The following is an 18,064-nucleotide window of genomic DNA, read 5'->3' on the forward strand; positions in this document are numbered from 1 at the left end:
CTCCTGTTTACAGTTCCATATCTTCAATGGAACTTCGTCTGCTTCCATAACGCCCCTGATATTCCATCAGACAGGCACAGATACGGGCGTCGCCCTTTCTCTGGGCAAACTGCAGCGCTTCCTGCAGTTCCTCTTCCCCCAGCCGCTTCTTACGGCTGACATCTTCCAGAAACCACATTAACAATTCCGGTTCCTGTCTTTCAATCAGGCTTCTGACCACCAAAGTCTGGCGTTCCAGCAGATAATTTTTATATTCTTCTTTTGCATTTCCACTTAGCTGACAGGGAAAGGACAGTCTTCCCAAAGCCAGTTTTATGGAAAACTCCTGACTCTCCCGGGCCTTCGCCATAGGAAAACGGGCATCGTATTCCTGAAAGTGAAACCGGGCTCCCTGAAAACAGTTTCGATAATGAATTCCGCTTCCATGAACCTCCGTCATTAAAATTCTGGCCGGTGTATTTTCCACACCTTCTTCATAAAATTCAGGGAACATCAGACGCGCTTCTTCCTCACCGTGATAAATCACATATAATTCTTCCGAAAATTCTGAGAGAATTTCCCGAAAGCAGGAAAATGTGTCATCCGTCATGGTGACCTCCAGGGTTTTTACTTTATGGCATCCGGTAAAACATCCGCTCCCCACATCTTCTATGTTACTGTGAAAAGATAAGAAATTCAGCTCCCTGCAGTTGTAAAACCCGTACCTGCCAATCCTTCGTATGGTTCCCGGCAGATAGACCTCTCTGTGTGCATTTCCAGCAAATACATAAGGTTTCAGCTCCTTTACCGGAATATTATCCACAAAATCCGGTATCTGCACTGCCTTCACATCGGAAACATACGATTCAATGCTCACATAGGGACCCCGGGCATCTTCTTCTATACAATACGTAAATAATCTGTCTTTGCTTTCCAATTTTCTGACTGCCTTTCTTTGTTCTCCGGAACTTCACTGATATTTTTCTATTATACAACCAATCCTGCAGAAATCAACCTGCACCTTCTCCTATTACGAAAGCACCGTATGATATAAGAGTATTTCTCTCTATACCATACGGTGTTATTTAGCGGTTCTTTACTTCTTTTCTATCAGGCAGATGGCCTGAGAACTGATCCCCTGACCGTTTCCGGTAAAGCCCAGTCCCTCTTCTGTAGTGGCTTTAATATTCACCTGCGCTTGGGAAATCCCCAGACATTTTGCCAGGTTCTCTCTCATTTGGGGGATATGGGGAGCCATCTTCGGCCGCTGGGCAATAATCGTTGCGTCAATATTACCAATCGCGTACCCCTGTTCTTTCAGTAAACGGGCTGTTTCTTCCAGCAGCAGCATACTGGAAATCCCTTTGTACTTGGGATCCGTATCCGGAAAGTGTTTTCCAATGTCCCCGAGGGCCGCTGCTCCCAGGAGAGCATCCATTACGGCGTGAATAAGTACATCCGCATCCGAATGCCCCAGTAATCCTTTTTCATAGGGAATCGGTACACCGCCGAGAATCAGGTCTCTGCCTTCTGTCAGCTTATGTACGTCATATCCCATTCCTACTCGTATCATACTCTGTATCATAACCTTTCTGTCAGGGTTCTATATTCAGCATTTTTCTCACTCGCATAAAGCTCAGACGATTTCTCACATAGGGAGAAAGTTCCATAGTTAAAGGGATGATGTCTTCCGTCAGCCCGATGTCCTGTACGGTTCTGACACAGCCGCCGTTTTTCAGGATTTTATCCAGTTCTTCCACTTCCGGAATCTCATCAATAATGTCTGCTATCTTATACAGGCTGGCATTGAGCCGGTCTGCGGATACCATTTCCATCGGATCCGGAGTATTCTCCTCAATCGTCTTCTCATACAGACCTTTCTTTCCGAAAGTATCCCGTATCAGTTTTTCTTCCATTCCCTGGTACGGATCGGCGTAACATTTTCCGTCGCGGACAGCTTCTGCGATCCTCTTATATTCTCTCGCCGCAAGCATGGTCCCCACGGAAACTTTTTCTCCATGGAGGGCGTCCAGTGGCCCGTTGATTACTTCCATTTCCCACAAATGGGACATATGATGTTCCGCACAGGATGCGGGTCTGGAATTCCCGATCATCTGCATCGCAAGACCCGAGAGGATCAGTGCATACATCAGTTCCTCACAGGCTTCCTCATCTCCCGCCGCTACGCCTTTTATACAGGAGCGCACCGTCTTCAGAGCCTGTTCTTCCATACGGATTACCCGTTTACAGATATATTCTCCGGTCAGCAGATGGGCAATCTTCCAGTCCGCCAGGCAGATATATTTTCCGAACAAATCAGAAGCTCCGGAGGCGTTCAGCCTTTTGGGCGCTTTTGCAAATATATTGGTATCAGCAATCACACAGATAGGGGGTGCAGCCGGGATTGTCTTCTTCATTCCATCCCAGGTCATAGCTGCAACCGTTGATACGAATCCGTCTACGCTGGCCGCCGTAGGAACCGATACAAAGGGAATTCTGTACTGATATGCCACATACCGGCTTATATCGTGGATTGTTCCGGATCCTACCGCTAAAATAAGGTCAATATCTTCTTCCATATTTTTCTCTACGATCTCTACTCCATGATTATCTGCATGAAGTCCTTCCGCCTCCAGAATCACAACCTGACAGCGGTCGTAAATGTCTTCCATAATATCATAAGTGGCTTCGTAGGTATTGGTATCGCAAATCAGCAGCGGAGAAATATATTCTTTCAGAAATCCATCCGACATCATCTCTTCCAGTTTCTCCACAGCACCGGCTTCAATCAAAATTTCCTGTACATCGATTTTGTGCTTTTTCCCACAGCTACAAGGTCGGGCAAAATCGTCCGTATCAACTCGCATGTATTACATCCTCCTATTCTTCCTGACGAGTAAATTTCTATTTTTTAATTCATTAAATCTCTGTCATTTGCTTTCCTATTATACATGATCCGGTAAAAAAAATCAACGCGCTTTCCTATGTCGCATCCATAGCGGAGCGTTTTTTGTGTAATAGGAAATCCAGGGGAATTTCCTATTACACAAAAAACCGGCCGCCACAATTTTACCTGTGACAGCCGGTTCTTAATATCATTTCTTATATTATTTTTTCTTTTTCAGAGTACCGATTACAGACTGCAGTACGATGAAGAAGCAAAGTAATGCAGAAAGGGTAATACGTACCCACCAGCTTGAAAGTGTTCCCTGTGTGGTGATTAAGCTGGTAATCGTACCTTTAATCAGTACGCCGAATAAGGTACCGATTGGTGTACCAACACCACCGCTTAACAGAGTACCGCCGATAACGGATGCGGAAATTGCGTCCATTTCAAAACCTTTCGCCTGCTCTACGAAACCTGCACAACTGTTCAGACAGAATAAGAATCCGCCCAGACCTGCCAGGAATCCATCCAGGATATAAGCCTGGAATTTGGTTCTCTTAACGTTCAGACCCATCATCATAGCGCTCTGCTGGTTACCGCCGATTGCGTACAGTTTACGTCCGAACTTGGAGTATTTCAGTAATACTGCAATGATGATTAATACAATAATCGCAATTACAACGGTTGGATATATGTATGCGGCAATAAAATCACCTCTTCGGTTAACTGTACCGAACGGCATATTGATTTTGAATTTTGCCCATTTCATAAAGGTTTCATTGGTAATGGCAATCATGTCTGTGCTGACAATGGCTGTCATACCACGGCCGAAGAACATACCGGCCAGAGTAACGATAAATGGCTGAATCTCTAAGTAGGATACTAAGAATCCCTGTACAACACCGAATAACAGACCGATTACTAATGCCATAAGAAGAGCTACATATGCGTTAGCCCCTTTATTCTCCATTAAATCAGCAACTGTCATACATACAAGTGCTACTACAGAACCAACGGAAATATCAATTCCGCCGGTAATCATTACGATGGTCAGACCACACGCAATAACAATCAGACCTGCGTTGGATACAAACAGGTTTAAGAACATCTGTGCATTTGCAAAACCTTTGTCTGCAAACACGATCATACCTGCGATGTACATAACGAAGAACAACGCTATGGTAACAATCAAAAGGAATCCTGTACCGGTCAGTTTTTTCTTTGCCATTGGATTAGCTGCAACAGCTTTTTCGTTTGATGCTTTCATTATTTCTGACCTCCTTCCACTGCAACGGCTTTTTTCGCTTTACGCTCTGCCAGGAATTTCTGGAATACAGGGCTCTGCAGTACAACGATAACGATTACGACGATTGCCTTATATACAGGCAGCTGGTCAGCAGATACGTTCATTGCGTACAGAGTTGTTGTCAGGGCCTGAATGGTGTAAGCACCGATTACAGAGCCCATCAGGCTGAATTTACCACCGCCGAGAGCGTTACCGCCAAGAGCAACTGCAAGGATGGCATCCATTTCCAGGTTCAGACCAATGTTGTTTGCATCTGCGGAATAGATACGTCCGGAAGCTGCAATACCTGCAATACCTGCCAGAACACCGCAGATAACGTAGGTAAGGAATTTGATCATTTTGGAATTCAGACCTACCAGACGGGAGGCGCTTCCGTTAATACCTACACATTCGATGTACAGACCTAAGGCTGTATGTTTTAATACCAGATATACGACAACTACGGTGATAATTGCCAGGAAAATCGGTGTGGAAACCGGTGAACCGCCAATGTATCCACCAATTGCCTGATAAGTACCAACACGAACATAAGTAATCTGTCCGCCTGTTACTAACTGTGCAATACCACGTCCTGCAGTATACAGGATCAGGGTAGCAACCATCGGCTGGATGTTAAAGTAGGAAACCAGCAGACCGTTAAATGCTCCGCAGATTCCTGCTACGATTAATGCTACAACAATTGCCAGTACTAATGGATTGGCAAATTCATTGACACTTACTTCACCGCCGGAAAGAATCTGGCAGCAAACGGCGCCGGCAACTGCCATAACAGCACCAACACTGATGTCCTGTCCGCCGGAAGCTGCGGTTACAAGAGTCATACCTACAGCTAAGATTACCAGCTCAGATGCACGGTTGATAACGTCAATGATATATCCGTAGAGAACACCGTTGTTAATAGAAATTGCGAAGAAAGTCGGTGTCTTAATCAGGTTGATTAAAAGTACAACAACCAGACATACGATAGGAAGAAACAGTCTGTTGCCTGTTAACTTCTTAATAAAACTTGTATCTTTTTCAGAAGTCTTACTCATTGTTCTCTTCACCTCCTGCGATGGTCTTCATGATTGTATTCTGATTCAGCTCATCTCCGGAGAGTTCTCCGACTTTCTTGCCGTCTCTTAATACAGCCATGCGGGAACAGGTACGAAGCATCTCTTCTACTTCGGAAGAAATAAAGGTAACTGCCATTCCCTGATCCGCTAAATCAAGTACCAGTTTCTGAATTTCTGTTTTGGTACCGATGTCAATACCACGGGTCGGTTCGTCCAGAATCAGATATTCCGGCTCTGTCAGCAGCCAGCGTCCCAGAATAACTTTCTGCTGGTTACCACCGGAAAGACTCTTAATCGGAGTTTCACGGCTTGCGGTCTTAATCTGCAGCATCTTGATGTATTTATCTGCAGCTTCTTCCATTTCTTTTCTGCTCATCAGTTTAAACATACCGCGTTTTGCCTGAAGAGCGATAATGATATTTTCACGTACAGACAGATCGGCAATAATACCGTCGCGCTTTCTGTCTTCCGGAAGATACGCCATACCGAGCTTCATTGCATCCAGAGGTTTGTTGATCTTTACTTCTTTTCCATTTACTTTCAGCTTACCGCTGTCTGCCTTGTCAGCACCATAGATGGCACGTACCAGTTCAGAACGTCCGGAACCCAGAAGACCTGTAAGACCGATAACTTCACCTTTGTTAATAGCAATATTGAAAGGACGGATGGTTCCTTTATGTCCAAGACCTTCTGCCTCAATTACCGGAGCTCCTTCGAATTTCTTCTCCAGATGTCCGCTCTTAATATCAGCCAGGTCATCGAAGTCTTTACCCATCATCTTAGCAACCAACATAACTCGCGGAAGATCTTTTGTCTCGTACTCTCCTACAAGTTCACCGTTTCTCAAGACTGTAATTCTGTCACATACTGCGTATACCTGCTCCAGGAAGTGAGTTACGAATATGATTCCAACTCCCTTCTCACGAAGGCGGCGCATCAGCACGAACAGTTTCTCTACCTCATCATCATCCAGAGAAGAGGTAGGTTCATCCAGAATCAAAACTTTACATTCCATATCTACCGCACGGGCGATAGCAATCATCTGCTGAATTGCGATAGAGCAGTCTTCCAGCATCTGTGTGGGCGGTACCGCAATATCCAGACTCTTTAACAACTCTGCAGATTTCTTATTCATGGTTCTCCAGTCGATTAATCCCATTTTTCTCGGCTCACGTCCGATGAACAGATTCTCCGCAACCGTCAGGTTCGGACAAAGGTTAACCTCCTGATACACCGTACTGATTCCGTTATTCTGTGCATCCTGAGGAGAATGGTTCACGATCTTCTTTCCGTCCATTTCCACAGTTCCGGCACTCAATTCATGCACACCGGTAAGCACTTTGATCAATGTAGATTTACCAGCTCCGTTTTCTCCCATCAGAGCGTGAATTTCCCCGCTTCGAAGCGTAAAATCAACATTTTGCAGGGCGCGAACACCAGGGAATGTTTTACTAATACCTCTCATTTTCAAAATGACATTATGTTCCACTATCTTTCACCTGCTTTCCTCATTTTAAGCATAAACGAGGCGTGGCACGAAGATGCTTGTATCCTTTTCTCCGACTTCACATACCACGCCTCGACATTCAAGTCACTCTATCTCTATGACTTCTAATTAATATGCACGTCCGTCAATAACTTCCTGAGTAACTGCTGTTACTTCATAAGATTCTCCGTCAACATCTACAGTTGCAACGGTATCGTCTGTTGCAAACATTGTTTCGTCAACGAATGTTTCTTTTTCAACTTCTTCTCCGGCTTCCAGAGCTTTGATGATTTCATCTACACGAGGACCATGTAATGGGTTACACTCTGTAGCAAGAGCAATTTCTCCGCTCATTGTCATGTTCAGAGCTGCAGTAGCTGCGTCGAAGGACATAACCATAATCTGGCCGTCTTCTGTTCCGATTTCGTAACCAGCAGCTTTGATAGCGTCGATAGCACCGAATGCTTCGTTATCGTTCTCGCAGTATACAACGTCTACATCGTCACCGCTCTGTTTCAGGATAGATTCCATAACTTCCTGACCTTTAGCCTGTGTAAATTCACCAGACTGCTGAGCTAACATGTTCCAGTTTTCGTTTGCTTCGATTGCTTCTTCCAGAGCTTCTGTACGTCCGATCTGAGCGGATGCACCGATGGTTCCCTGAATATCAACGATGTTGATTTCTTCTTCTCCACGTCCTTTAGCTTCCAGGAATGCTTTCAGCCATGCACATGCTTTCTGGCCTTCCAGTTTGAAGTTAGAACCTACCCATGCTGTAACCAGGTTTTCATCAGAGATGTCAACCATACGGTCTACAGTGATTACAGGGATTCCTGCATCATATGCTTCCTGAAGAACGGTATCCCAACCTGTTTCTGTAACAGGTGCAAGAAGTATGTAATCTACACCCTGCTGGATGAAGTTACGGATTGCAGTAATCTGGTTTTCCTGTTTCTGCTGAGCATCGTCAAAGATTAATTCGTATCCGTTTTCTTCAGTGAAAGTACCTTTCATGGACTCTGTGTTTGCAGTACGCCAGTCAGATTCAGCACCTACCTGTGAGAAACCAACAGTAAGAACATCGCCTGAACCAGAAGCGTCGTCTGCTGCTGCATCATCTTCTGCTGCTGCATCGTCGTCTGCTGCTGCGGTATCCTCTGTTGCTGCGCTGTCATCGGATGCTGTGTCGCTGGATCCGCCACAGCCTGCAAGCATAGTACCAACTACAGCTACGCTTAAAAGTGTTGCTAATACTTTCTTCTTCATGATAAATCCTCCTTAACTTTCTGCGGCTGTTCTTTACTCTTGCCGCAACTGATAATTCTATTTTAAACTTTTTTTTTAAAAAATCTACGGAAAAAACCCTTAAATTAGTAATTTATTTTACTAAATTTTAATTTTCTTCTATTCTTTGTGTGTTTTCTTTCGATAAAGGTACGTTTTCTTTCGGAATCCGGACTGTTACCCTGGTTCCTTTTCCATAAAAACTTTCAAAAGCCAGTCCATATTGTTTTCCGTAGTTCATCTGAATCCGTTCTTCCACATTCAGAAGTCCGAAACCACCCCTGGCCGAAGTCTGCGGATTTTCTTTTCCTTTAATCTTCTCCCGAAGCTCAGCCAGCTGATCCTCTGTCATTCCAATTCCATTATCTTCCACCTCCAGCACAATGATACCTGCGCTGGCATATCCTCTCACCCAGATCTTGCCCTTTCCTCTTTTGTTCTTAATTCCGTGATACAGGGCATTTTCCACCAGTGGCTGCAGAACCATTTTCAGAATCCGATACTGATATAGCTCTTTATCTATGGAAATTTCATATTCCATTATATCCTGATAGCGGAACTGCTGAATGCTCAGATAACTGTGTACATGGGTTTCTTCTTCTTTAATGGTAATATAATCTTTCCCCTGGCTCAGTACCGTCCGGAAGAACTCAGATAAAGAGGTGGTCATATTTACCACCTTCCGGTTCTGGCCGTCCTCTGCCAGCCACACAATGGCGTCCAGGGTATTATAAAGAAAGTGGGGATTGATCTGAGCCTGCAGAAGTTTCAGCTCCGTATCCCTTAATTTTCTCTGTTCCCCCTTAATATCTTCAATCAGACGGGAAATTTCCGAACGCATTCCGTTAAAACTGTCTGTCAGAACAGAAATTTCATCCACTGCTTCGATATTGGTCTCCTCCGTGAAGTCACCGTGCTCCATCCTTTTCGCAGCCTTACACAGGGCGTCAATGGGCTTTGTTACACTTCCGATAATCCGTTTGGTAGACATTACGCTTATGAATAAAATAAGTGCCAGCATTCCGGCCGTCATTAAAATAATGGTATTGGTTCTGGCCTCCATCTTAATCCTCAAATCGATCAGCGTCTGGGTTTCGTAATAAATATACTCCTGGGTGTAATCCCGGATCATTGCCGTCAGCCCCTGAATGTCGTTTTCCCAGATACTGTAATTTTCGCTGTAGGTTCCTGACGTTTTAATGTTTGTTTCGATCTGTCCGATTACATTTTCCAGACTGTCCAGACAGGAAAGAGAACCGCGGATTCTGGAAACACTGGCTGTATTGGTACATTCCCTCAGCAGATGACGGAAGGTTTTTCTGGCCTTCTCAATCAGCTTATAGGGATTTTGTATCACTCTGGAATATTTAGAATCTCCCTCTGTCAGTACATCCTTATCCTTGTCCAGCTCTATCTGTCCGATAATGGTACTGTACATACTGTAATTAATGTTTTCCTCAAACTCCACATTATATGGATTCACTTCTGTAATATTGTTAACAACCTTAGAATAGGACTGATTATAATCCATCAGAATCACAAGCAGGGCAATGGTCAGCGCTGCAAGAGGGATAATAATTAAGGCTGACAAAGAGGCCAGCCTGTTTCTTAAAGATAGCGGTTTTCTGGATGTCATTTCCCTGGCCCCTCCTTCCTGCGGGCCCGGTACTCCTTAGGAGTACATCCCTGTGTCTTTTTAAATATGTAGCTAAAGTAATGGGAATCTTTATACCCGATGGAGAATCCTATCTCAGAAGTCTTCCGGTTGGTACACATCAGAAGCTCTTTCGCCCTGTCCATTCTGAGTTTGGTCAGATACTCAATAAAGGTCTCTCCCAGTTCCTGACGAAACAGGGTGCTGAAATAACTGGGGCTGATTCCCACCTGAGAGGCCACTACGTTTAAAGATATATCATTGTTCTGGAAATTTTCCTGAATATATTTTTTAGCATCTTCAAACAGAGAATTGTAGTGATCCATGGAGGAATTATCCCGTAGATCCAGCGCCTCGCTAAATAAATCGGTCAAATACTGCTTCATTCCGCTGACAGATGTTACCTGAGCTGCAATTACACTGGCGTCCCGGTAATGCTCCGGCAGATCCTCGGCGCTTAATCCCAGGCTTTCCAGAACCCCCGCCACACAGAAATACATGTCCATCATCAGATACTGGCGGAACATTACAGAATTATAAGTTCCGCTTCCCACCTTACGGAAATAATTTTCTATGAAGTTCTCCACCTCTTCCTTGGCTCCCACTTTCAGGAAGTCTTCCACCAGTTTCCGGTCAATTTTAGAAACATCAATGGTTTTCAGATCCACCGATTTTTCTGCCGGGGTGTTCCACAGCCTTACTTCCTCATTGGTGACAATCTGATTTCTTTCCATAAAGAAACGGCTGGCGAAAGCGCTGTTGGCCTCATTGTAAGAAATCCCCACATCTCTGAGTCTCTGTACTGTCTTTCCGATCCCTCCAAAATACTGCAGGGTATCTTCTTCCGGTATCAGGCTCTGAACCTTTTCCTTAAGGGCTGAAAGAATTTCCTGAAACTCTTCCCCGTCTTCGCTTCGTACCAAAAGAAACCATCCGTCCTCCGGCCGCTTAAAACAAAGGATCCGTTCCTCCGACTCCAGGTATTCCTCCACCTGCTCCGTGACTTTAACCAGATGTTCCATATAATCATGTCCCTCGGAAATAACTTTAAACATGACTACCGTATAATAGGAAGCAGTAAAATCCATCCCCATCTGTCCGCCTTTATTCAGGATCTCACTGATGGAAATGGTATTATGTACTAAGGCATAAAAGAGCTTGATTTTTTCTGCCCGAAGGTTTTCCTTCATTTCCTCCTGATACTGAGTCATCAGTTTCTGCTGCTCCTGTTCTTCCCGGATAACTTCTGCCACCCGTTTGATAGCTTCCAGAAGTTTTTCCCGGCTTACCGGTTTCAGCAGATAATCAGTGATACCAATGCTGATGGCTCTTTTGGCATAATCAAATTCATTATACCCGCTCAAAATAATGATTTTTGTATTGGGAAACTCCTTTTTTACCAGACTGCTTAGTTCCAGTCCATCCATAAAAGGCATCTTAATGTCTGTAATCAGAATGTCAGGCTTTGTTTTCTTAATCAGAGGATAAGCAAGCTCTCCGTCGCTGGCCTCTCCTACAAATTCCAGCCCTTCCTTTTCCCAGGGAATATGATTCTTAATCCCCTTTCGCATTATAACCTCGTCTTCTACTAAGAATACCTTAATCATCTCTTCTCCTTCACCTTCCACAAAACATGCTGTCTTTCTATTCTAACATAAAAATCGGAAAAGAGGTATCCCCAAGTAAAAAAAAGAAGAGGCAGCGGCTGACTTTCAGATTCCTCCTCTGGCCTGCCGCAACCTCCTTTTTCTTTATTTCCTGTTTTTTATTTCTTTCCCTGTCCGTAATATGCGTTCGCACCGTGTTTCCGGTAATAATGTTTGTCCTGAATTTCCTGAGGAGCCGGCTGAACCTGCGGATTAATCATCTCGCAGCGGGCAGCCATCTTGGCTACTTCTTCCAGTACAACTGCATTGTGCACGGCTTCATGTCCGTCTTTTCCCCAGGTAAAAGGTCCGTGATTTTTGCACAGAACACAGGGTACTGCTTCGTAGTCTCTGTTTTTAAACTCTTCTGCAATTAAAAGTCCCGTATTCTTTTCGTATCCTGCATCAATCTCTTCTTTGGTCAGGCAGCGGGCGCATGGGATTTCTCCATACATATAGTCTGCATGTGTGGTTCCGTAGCAGGGGATTCCTCTGCCTGCCTGTGCCCAGCTTGTAGCCCAGGGAGAATGCGTATGTACCACGCCGCCAATCTTTGGAAACGCTTTGTACAGTTCCAGATGGGTGGGGGTATCGGAAGAAGGATTATATTCTCCTTCTACCACATTGCCTTCCAGGTCTACCAAAACCATATCTTCCGGTTTCAGAATGTCATAGTCCACACCGCTTGGTTTGATAGCAAAAATGCCTGCCTCACGGTCAATTTCACTGACATTTCCCCAGGTAAAGGTTACCATTTTATATTTTGGCAGAAGCATATTGGCTTCATATACCCGTTTTTTTAATTCTTCTAACATTTATAAAAACCTCTTTTCTCTCTTAATCCAGAGCATCCACAGCAGCTCTCTCAATAGCAAGACCTTTCTTATAACGTTCGATAAACGCTTCAAATCCTGCCACATCCTCTGCTACAGGTTCCATGGTTACGCCTTCCTGTCCGGCAAATACTTTGTTGTTCAGATAGTCGTCCAGAGTTTCTCCTTCTTCTTTATTACGCATATAAGAAGCCAGAAGAGCAATACCCCAGGCGCCGCCCTCTCCTGCTGTTTCCATTACAGAAACCGGTACGTTCATAGCGGCTGCCATGATTCTCTGTCCTACGCCTTTTGTCTTAAACAGACCGCCGTGGCCCAGAATCTTATCCAGTTTCACCCCTTCTTCTTTGAACAGGATGTCTGCTCCCACTTTCAAAGCGCCCAGAGCGGTATACAAATGAGTTCTCATAAAGTTAGCCAGGTTAAATTTACAGTTGGAAGAACGTACAAACAGCGGACGTCCCTCTTCAAATCCTGTAATATGCTCTCCTGAGAAGTAGCAGTAGGATAACAGACCGCCGCAGTCTGCATCTCCTTCCAGAGCCTTGTTGTACAGGGTTCCGAATAATTTATTCATATCCACTTCCACACCCATTGCCTCTGAGTACTCTTTGAAGATATTTACCCAGGCATTTAAGTCAGAAGTACAGTTGTTGGAATGAACCATGGCAACCAGATTTCCCGTTGGAGTTGTTACCATATCCAGTTCCTCGTAAGCTTTGCTTAAGTCTTTTTCCAGAACGATCATGGCAAATACGGAAGTTCCGGCAGATACGTTACCGGTGCATTTTGCCACACTGTTGGTAGCCACCATACCGGTTCCTGCATCACCTTCCGGAGGACACAGCGGAATTCCTGCTTTCAGATTTCCGGATATGTCCAGAAGTTTAGCGCCTTCTTCTGTTAAAGTTCCGGCGTCTTCTCCTGCCAGAAGAACTTCAGGAAGAATGTCTGCCAGTTTCCAGGGCAGATTCTTATCTGCTACCAGTTCATCGAACTGTGCAATCATTCTTTCATTGTAGTTTTTCTTTTCAATATCAATGGGGAACATACCGGATCCTTCTCCGATTCCCAGAACTTTCCGGCCGGTCAGTTTCCAGTGGATGAATCCTTCCAGGGTGGTCAGGAAATCAATCTGAGAAACATGTTCCTCCCCTTTTAAGATTGCCTGGTACAGATGGGCAATGCTCCATCTCTGAGGAATGTGGTAGTTAAACAGCTTCGTCAGTTTCTCAGAAGCTTCTCCTGTGATATTGTTTCTCCAGGTACGGAAAGGTACCAGGATCTCGCCGTCTTTATCAAAGGCCATATATCCGTGCATCATGGCACTGAATCCAATGGCTCCGATAGTGGTCAGAGTCAGATCATATTTATCTTTTACATCTGCCGCCATTTTTGCATAGGCATCCTGCAGTCCTGTCCAAATGTCTTCCAGACTGTATGTCCAGATTCCATTTTCCAGTCTGTTTTCCCAGTCATGGGCGCCGGCTGCAATCGGCGCATTGTCTGCGCCGACCAGAACCGCTTTAATACGGGTTGAGCCGAATTCAATTCCCAGTGCTGTATTTCCATTTTCAATTTCACTTTTAATACGATTTACATCAACAGCCATCCGGAACTCCTCCTATTCTATTCTTTTACCGTTCGACTTATTTGTAAGCGATTGCATTCCATCTTAATTCATTTTTGAAGTTACGGATTGTTGTGTCTTTATCAATATATACAGCTTCGATACCCATAGCTGCTGCCCAGTCTCCCATCTGCTCTGCAGTTAAGTCGTAGGAGAATGCCGTATGATGAGCGCCGCCTGCCAGGATCCATGCTTCTGCTCCGGTTGCCAGGCTTGGTTCCGGTGTCCAGAATGCAGTTGCAACCGGAAGTTTCGGCATATCTTTTTCTGTCTTCTTGCACTCTACATCGTTGATGATCAGACGGAAACGATTTCCTAAGTCTACTAAAGAAGTTGCTACGCCATGGCCTTCTTTGCAGGTGTATACCAGTCTTGCAGGATCTTCTCTGTCGCCCATGCTTAATGGGTTCACTTTGATGCTGATTGGGCCGTCTGCTACAGTCGGGCACACTTCCAGCATATGAGCCTGAAGGATACCTTCTTTTCCCGGTACCAGATTGTAGGTATAGTCTTCAAAGAAGGAAGTTCCTTTTGCATTTGGTGTATTGGCTGCCATAATCTTCATCAGACGTACCATTGCTGCTGTTTTCCAGTCGCCTTCTGCACCGAATCCGTATCCTTTTTCCATCAGTCTCTGGATTGCCAGACCCGGAAGCTGTTTCAGGGAACCTAAATCACCAAAGTGTGTTACCAGTGCCTGATAGTTCTTCTCTTCTAAGAATTTTTCAAATCCGATTTCGATACCAGCCTGTACAGCCACATGTTTTTTGAATTCTTCCGGATCTCTTCCTTCCAGTAAGATTTCGTATTTGTCATAGTACTCTTCTACTAAAGCATTGATGTCGCCTTCGCTTACAGCATCTACGTATTCTGCAATTTCATTAACCGGATATGCGTCGATTTCCCATCCGAATTTGATCTGTGCTTCTACTTTATCGCCTTCTGTTACGGCTACGTTTCTCATGTTGTCAGCGATACGGCATACGCGGATGTGGCTGCTTTCCATGATACCGATAGCAGTTCTCATCCAGGAAGCCAGTCTTTCCTGAACTTTCTTATCAGCCCAGTGTCCAACGATAACTTTTCTTTCAATTCCCATACGGCTTACAATGTGTCCGTATTCTCTGTCGCCATGTGCAGACTGGTTTTCATTCATGAAGTCCATATCGATGGTATCGTAAGGAATTTCTTCGTTAAACTGTGTATGTAAATGACATAAAGGTTTTCTGTATTCCTGTAAACCTAAAATCCAGGATTTTGCAGGAGAGAAGGTATGCATCCAGGTAATAACACCGGCACAGTTTTCATCTGCATTTGCTTCGTTGAAGGTTTTTCTGATTACTTCATTGGTGATCAGGGTTGGTTTCCATACAACTTCAAAAGGAAGAACACCTGATTTGTTTAATTCTTCTACAATGATTTTAGAATGTTCAGCAACCTTTCTTAAGCATTCGTCACCATACAGATCCTGTGAACCTGTACAAAACCAAAATTTGTAATCTTTTCCTGTTCTCATGTTTAAATCCTCCTTAAAATTTATATACTTTTAATTAGTATCTCACTCTTTCGCTGCAGGAGTTTCTGACTATCAGCTCCGGCGCGATCAGACAGGTTACTTTGCTTTCCTCTTCCGGAACCCGGCGGATTTTCTCCAACAGCAGCTCCGCTGCCATCTCTCCCAGTTTCTCCTGGGGATGGGCAATGGTGGTCAGGCCGACCCCGTTCTCTCCCTGAGAAAACAAAGAATTGTCATATCCGGTGACTGAGATGTCTCCCGGCACCTTCTTTCCCATTTTTTCCAACGCGCTCATAACCTGAACAGCAATCTGATCGTTATAGCAGACAATCCCTTCCACCAAAAGCCCTTCTTCCAGTTTCATTTTCACTGCCATGGCAGGCATGGATTTACGGTCTTCTGTATGGAACCAGATAACCATATCCGGATTGTACAAAATCCCTGCCTCCTGCAAAGCCTGCACATATCCTTTATGCCGCTCCCGGCCCTGGATGTCGTCCGCTTTAAAAATTCCTAAAATCTGACGGTGTCCCAATTCAATTAAATATTTAGTAACCAGGTATCCGCCCTTGCAGTCGTCCATCAGTATGTGGGGTCTGTCCCTGAGCTGCTGATGAATCCCCTGAATAAATACATAGGGAATTTCATAGCTGTCCAGCTGTTCGTAAAGAGAAATATGCTTGCACATCAGCTGGCTCTTGCTGGGCTCGATAATCAGTCCGTCAATGTCCTTGGAAAGAATTTCCTCCAGGTATCTGGCCTCAATTCTTCTGCTGTTTCCTGTGTTTTTCAGCAGGATGCTGTATCCGTTGGCGGAGAGCACCTTATCAATGCCCTGAATCAGACGTGGAAAAATATAGTCGGAAATGTACGTGGTAATTACCGCGATGTTTTTGGAATTTTTCATATGGCGCACTCTTTCCGAACAGAAGGTTCCTCTTCCGTGAGAAGCCATGATATATCCTTCCTGTTCCAGAATGGCCAGAGCTTTCCGTACCGTATGCCGACTGATGGAAAAAGTGGAAGCCAGCTCATTTTCAGAAGGGAGTTTTTCGCCTGGCTTTATTTTTCCTGTTACGATCTCACTCTTTAGTTGTTCCATCAGGGAGTAATATTTTGTCTTACCATTTTCATTTCCCATTCGCATCCCTCCTTGATATTTATTGTACAACTTGTATGGTAGTATGTACAAGTTGTTTTTCCTTTAAAACCCACTAAAAAACAGCTCTTTAATTGTTGCACCTTTCACAAAACCAGGAAACATGTATGGTTTTTACGCAAAAGAAAAAGCTATTGCGAAAGTTCGATTTCCATAAAAAACCTGACTTTTGCAATAGCTTCTGTATTTCAATTTAATTAAAACAATTCATCGAAACGTTTCATGGCTTCTCTGGTGCTCTCATGCTTCCCAAAAGAAGTCAGACGGAAATAATTTTTCCCGTTTTTCCCGAATCCGGCTCCCGGAGTTCCCACAATCTGAGCTTTCTCCAGAAGATAATCAAAGAATTCCCAGGAATCCATATTGCCCGGACACTTAAACCAGATATACGGAGAATTTTCTCCTCCTGTATACCAGATTCCTTTCTTTTTCAGCATATCGCTGATGATCCTGGCATTTTCCATATAATAGTCAATGTTTTCCTGACACTCTTTCATTCCTTCTTCTGTAAAAACGGCAGCCGCGCCGTGCTGAATCAGAAATGCGGTTCCGTTATATTTCGTAGACTGACGGCGGTTCCACATCCCATGAAGGGACAGCTCTTCTCCATTGGAATCTGTAAATACCAGCTCTTTGGGAACTATGGTGTAGGAACATCTGGTCCCCGTAAACCCTGCTGTCTTCGATAAGCTGCAGAATTCAATGGCACATTTTCTGGCTCCCTCAATGGCATAGATGCTTCTGGGAAGCTCCGGATCCGAAACAAAGGCTTCATAGGCAGAATCAAACAGAATTACCGCCTGGTTCTTCAGCGCATAGTCTACCCATTCTTTTAACTGCTCTTTATTATAGCAGGCTCCTGTGGGGTTATTAGGGGAACACAGGTAAATAATATCAGCTTTTACGGATTCATCCGGCATGGGAAGGAAATGATTTTCCTCTGTTCCGTTCATGTAGATAATTTCTTTTCCGTCCATCGTATTGGTATCCACATAGACCGGATAGACCGGGTCCGGGACCAGGATCACATTGTCTTTCGCAAACAGTTCTGTGATATTTCCCGTATCGCTTTTGGCGCCGTCAGAAATAAAAACAGCGTCCGCGTCAACTTCTACACCGTTTCTTTTATAATAATCAGAAATCGCTTCCCGCAGAAAGGCATATCCCTGTTCCGGGCCGTATCCCTGGAAAGTATCGGAAGATCCTTCCATATCCACTCCTTCGTGAAGAGCTTTCAGCGCACTTTTGGTCAAAGGTTTCGTCACATCTCCGATACCCAGACGGATTACCGGTTTGTCAGGATTTTCAGAGGTAAACTCATTCACTCTCCTGGCAATCTCTGCAAACAGGTAGTTATTCTGCAGTTTTTTATAATTTTCATTTAACTTTGGCATATAACCATCCTCTCTCTATAACGTACACATGAAATGTTATCAGACTTTCCTGTGAAATTCAAGGGATAATCCGGATTGTGTTTTAATTCCCTCCGGGATACTATTGGAATTACATAACAAAGAGGATTTTCTATCACATAAAGATTAAGGTGTCAAAAGCCTTTCTTTTTTCTATATTTGGAAAGATGCACAAAAACATAATTCCATAAAGGGCACCTTAATCACATAAAACAAA

The 18,064-nt window shown here is 44.3% G+C and carries 14 protein-coding genes; all 14 read right to left on the reverse strand.

The window, feature by feature from the left end; all coding sequences use genetic code 11:
- Positions 1-7: 7 nt before the first annotated feature.
- The 14 genes from B5F53_RS06995 to B5F53_RS07060 all read right to left on the reverse strand — a co-directional run bounded on the left by B5F53_RS06995 (position 8) and on the right by B5F53_RS07060 (position 17,829).
- On the reverse strand, positions 8-916 hold the full coding sequence (locus B5F53_RS06995) for a leucine-rich repeat protein (RefSeq protein ID WP_087221757.1): 909 nt from the start codon (positions 914-916) through the stop codon (positions 8-10).
- Positions 917-1,075: 159 nt separating this feature from the next.
- Positions 1,076-1,549: a 2-C-methyl-D-erythritol 2,4-cyclodiphosphate synthase gene (gene ispF, locus B5F53_RS07000; RefSeq protein ID WP_087221823.1), complete on the reverse strand. Its 474-nt coding sequence runs from the start codon at positions 1,547-1,549 to the stop codon at positions 1,076-1,078.
- 25 nt (positions 1,550-1,574) lie between these two features.
- Complete coding sequence (locus B5F53_RS07005; protein ID WP_087221759.1) at positions 1,575-2,846, reverse strand: sn-glycerol-1-phosphate dehydrogenase; 1,272 nt, start codon at positions 2,844-2,846, stop codon at positions 1,575-1,577.
- A 240-nt stretch (positions 2,847-3,086) separates the two neighbouring features.
- Complete coding sequence (locus B5F53_RS07010) at positions 3,087-4,133, reverse strand: ABC transporter permease subunit (RefSeq protein WP_242970259.1); 1,047 nt, start codon at positions 4,131-4,133, stop codon at positions 3,087-3,089.
- Entirely contained in the window at positions 4,133-5,206 is a 1,074-nt protein-coding gene (locus tag B5F53_RS07015; protein WP_087221761.1) for an ABC transporter permease, read from the reverse strand. The genes B5F53_RS07010 and B5F53_RS07015 overlap by 1 nt, the downstream gene beginning before the upstream one ends.
- Complete coding sequence (locus B5F53_RS07020) at positions 5,199-6,716, reverse strand: sugar ABC transporter ATP-binding protein (protein ID WP_087221763.1); 1,518 nt, start codon at positions 6,714-6,716, stop codon at positions 5,199-5,201. Before B5F53_RS07020 ends, B5F53_RS07015 begins: the two co-directional genes overlap by 8 nt.
- Before the next feature lie 126 nt (positions 6,717-6,842).
- Positions 6,843-7,979 (reverse strand): ABC transporter substrate-binding protein, encoded by a 1,137-nt coding sequence (locus tag B5F53_RS07025; protein WP_204246911.1) that lies wholly within the window; start codon positions 7,977-7,979, stop codon positions 6,843-6,845.
- Between the two features lie 127 nt (positions 7,980-8,106).
- Complete coding sequence (locus B5F53_RS07030; RefSeq protein WP_087221765.1) at positions 8,107-9,633, reverse strand: sensor histidine kinase; 1,527 nt, start codon at positions 9,631-9,633, stop codon at positions 8,107-8,109.
- Positions 9,630-11,258, reverse strand: a complete 1,629-nt coding sequence (locus B5F53_RS07035; RefSeq protein WP_087221767.1) for a response regulator — start codon at positions 11,256-11,258, stop codon at positions 9,630-9,632. Before B5F53_RS07035 ends, B5F53_RS07030 begins: the two co-directional genes overlap by 4 nt.
- A 158-nt stretch (positions 11,259-11,416) precedes the next feature.
- Positions 11,417-12,112, reverse strand: a complete 696-nt coding sequence (locus tag B5F53_RS07040) for an L-ribulose-5-phosphate 4-epimerase (RefSeq protein ID WP_087221769.1) — start codon at positions 12,110-12,112, stop codon at positions 11,417-11,419.
- A gap of 22 nt (positions 12,113-12,134) precedes the next feature.
- Complete coding sequence (locus tag B5F53_RS07045) at positions 12,135-13,742, reverse strand: xylulokinase (protein ID WP_087221771.1); 1,608 nt, start codon at positions 13,740-13,742, stop codon at positions 12,135-12,137.
- A gap of 37 nt (positions 13,743-13,779) precedes the next feature.
- Complete coding sequence (gene araA / locus B5F53_RS07050; RefSeq protein WP_087221773.1) at positions 13,780-15,276, reverse strand: L-arabinose isomerase; 1,497 nt, start codon at positions 15,274-15,276, stop codon at positions 13,780-13,782.
- A 34-nt stretch (positions 15,277-15,310) separates the two neighbouring features.
- The gene (locus tag B5F53_RS07055) at positions 15,311-16,417 is read right to left on the reverse strand and encodes a GntR family transcriptional regulator (RefSeq protein ID WP_087221775.1); all 1,107 of its coding nucleotides are present in this window, start codon (positions 16,415-16,417) and stop codon (positions 15,311-15,313) included.
- A gap of 215 nt (positions 16,418-16,632) precedes the next feature.
- Complete coding sequence (locus tag B5F53_RS07060) at positions 16,633-17,829, reverse strand: LL-diaminopimelate aminotransferase (RefSeq protein ID WP_087221777.1); 1,197 nt, start codon at positions 17,827-17,829, stop codon at positions 16,633-16,635.
- Positions 17,830-18,064: the final 235 nt, after the last annotated feature.

This window comes from Blautia sp. An249 (assembly GCF_002159835.1).
Classification (GTDB): Bacteria; Bacillota; Clostridia; order Lachnospirales; family Lachnospiraceae; genus Blautia_A; species Blautia_A avistercoris.

Excerpts from the sequence above, each read along its gene's own strand:
- araA (WP_087221773.1), bottom strand. The coding sequence starts at position 15,276 with ATGAGAACAGGAAAAGATTACAAATTTTGGTTTTGTACAGGTTCACAG.
- B5F53_RS07035 (WP_087221767.1), bottom strand. The coding sequence starts at position 11,258 with ATGATTAAGGTATTCTTAGTAGAAGACGAGGTTATAATGCGAAAGGGG.
- B5F53_RS07040 (WP_087221769.1), bottom strand. The coding sequence starts at position 12,112 with ATGTTAGAAGAATTAAAAAAACGGGTATATGAAGCCAATATGCTTCTG.
- B5F53_RS07055 (WP_087221775.1), bottom strand. The coding sequence starts at position 16,417 with ATGGGAAATGAAAATGGTAAGACAAAATATTACTCCCTGATGGAACAA.
- B5F53_RS07010 (WP_242970259.1), bottom strand. The coding sequence starts at position 4,133 with ATGAAAGCATCAAACGAAAAAGCTGTTGCAGCTAATCCAATGGCAAAG.
- B5F53_RS07045 (WP_087221771.1), bottom strand. The coding sequence starts at position 13,742 with ATGGCTGTTGATGTAAATCGTATTAAAAGTGAAATTGAAAATGGAAAT.
- B5F53_RS07060 (WP_087221777.1), bottom strand. The coding sequence starts at position 17,829 with ATGCCAAAGTTAAATGAAAATTATAAAAAACTGCAGAATAACTACCTG.
- B5F53_RS07015 (WP_087221761.1), bottom strand. The coding sequence starts at position 5,206 with ATGAGTAAGACTTCTGAAAAAGATACAAGTTTTATTAAGAAGTTAACA.
- B5F53_RS07005 (WP_087221759.1), bottom strand. The coding sequence starts at position 2,846 with ATGCGAGTTGATACGGACGATTTTGCCCGACCTTGTAGCTGTGGGAAA.
- B5F53_RS07025 (WP_204246911.1), bottom strand. The coding sequence starts at position 7,979 with ATGAAGAAGAAAGTATTAGCAACACTTTTAAGCGTAGCTGTAGTTGGT.
- B5F53_RS07030 (WP_087221765.1), bottom strand. The coding sequence starts at position 9,633 with ATGACATCCAGAAAACCGCTATCTTTAAGAAACAGGCTGGCCTCTTTG.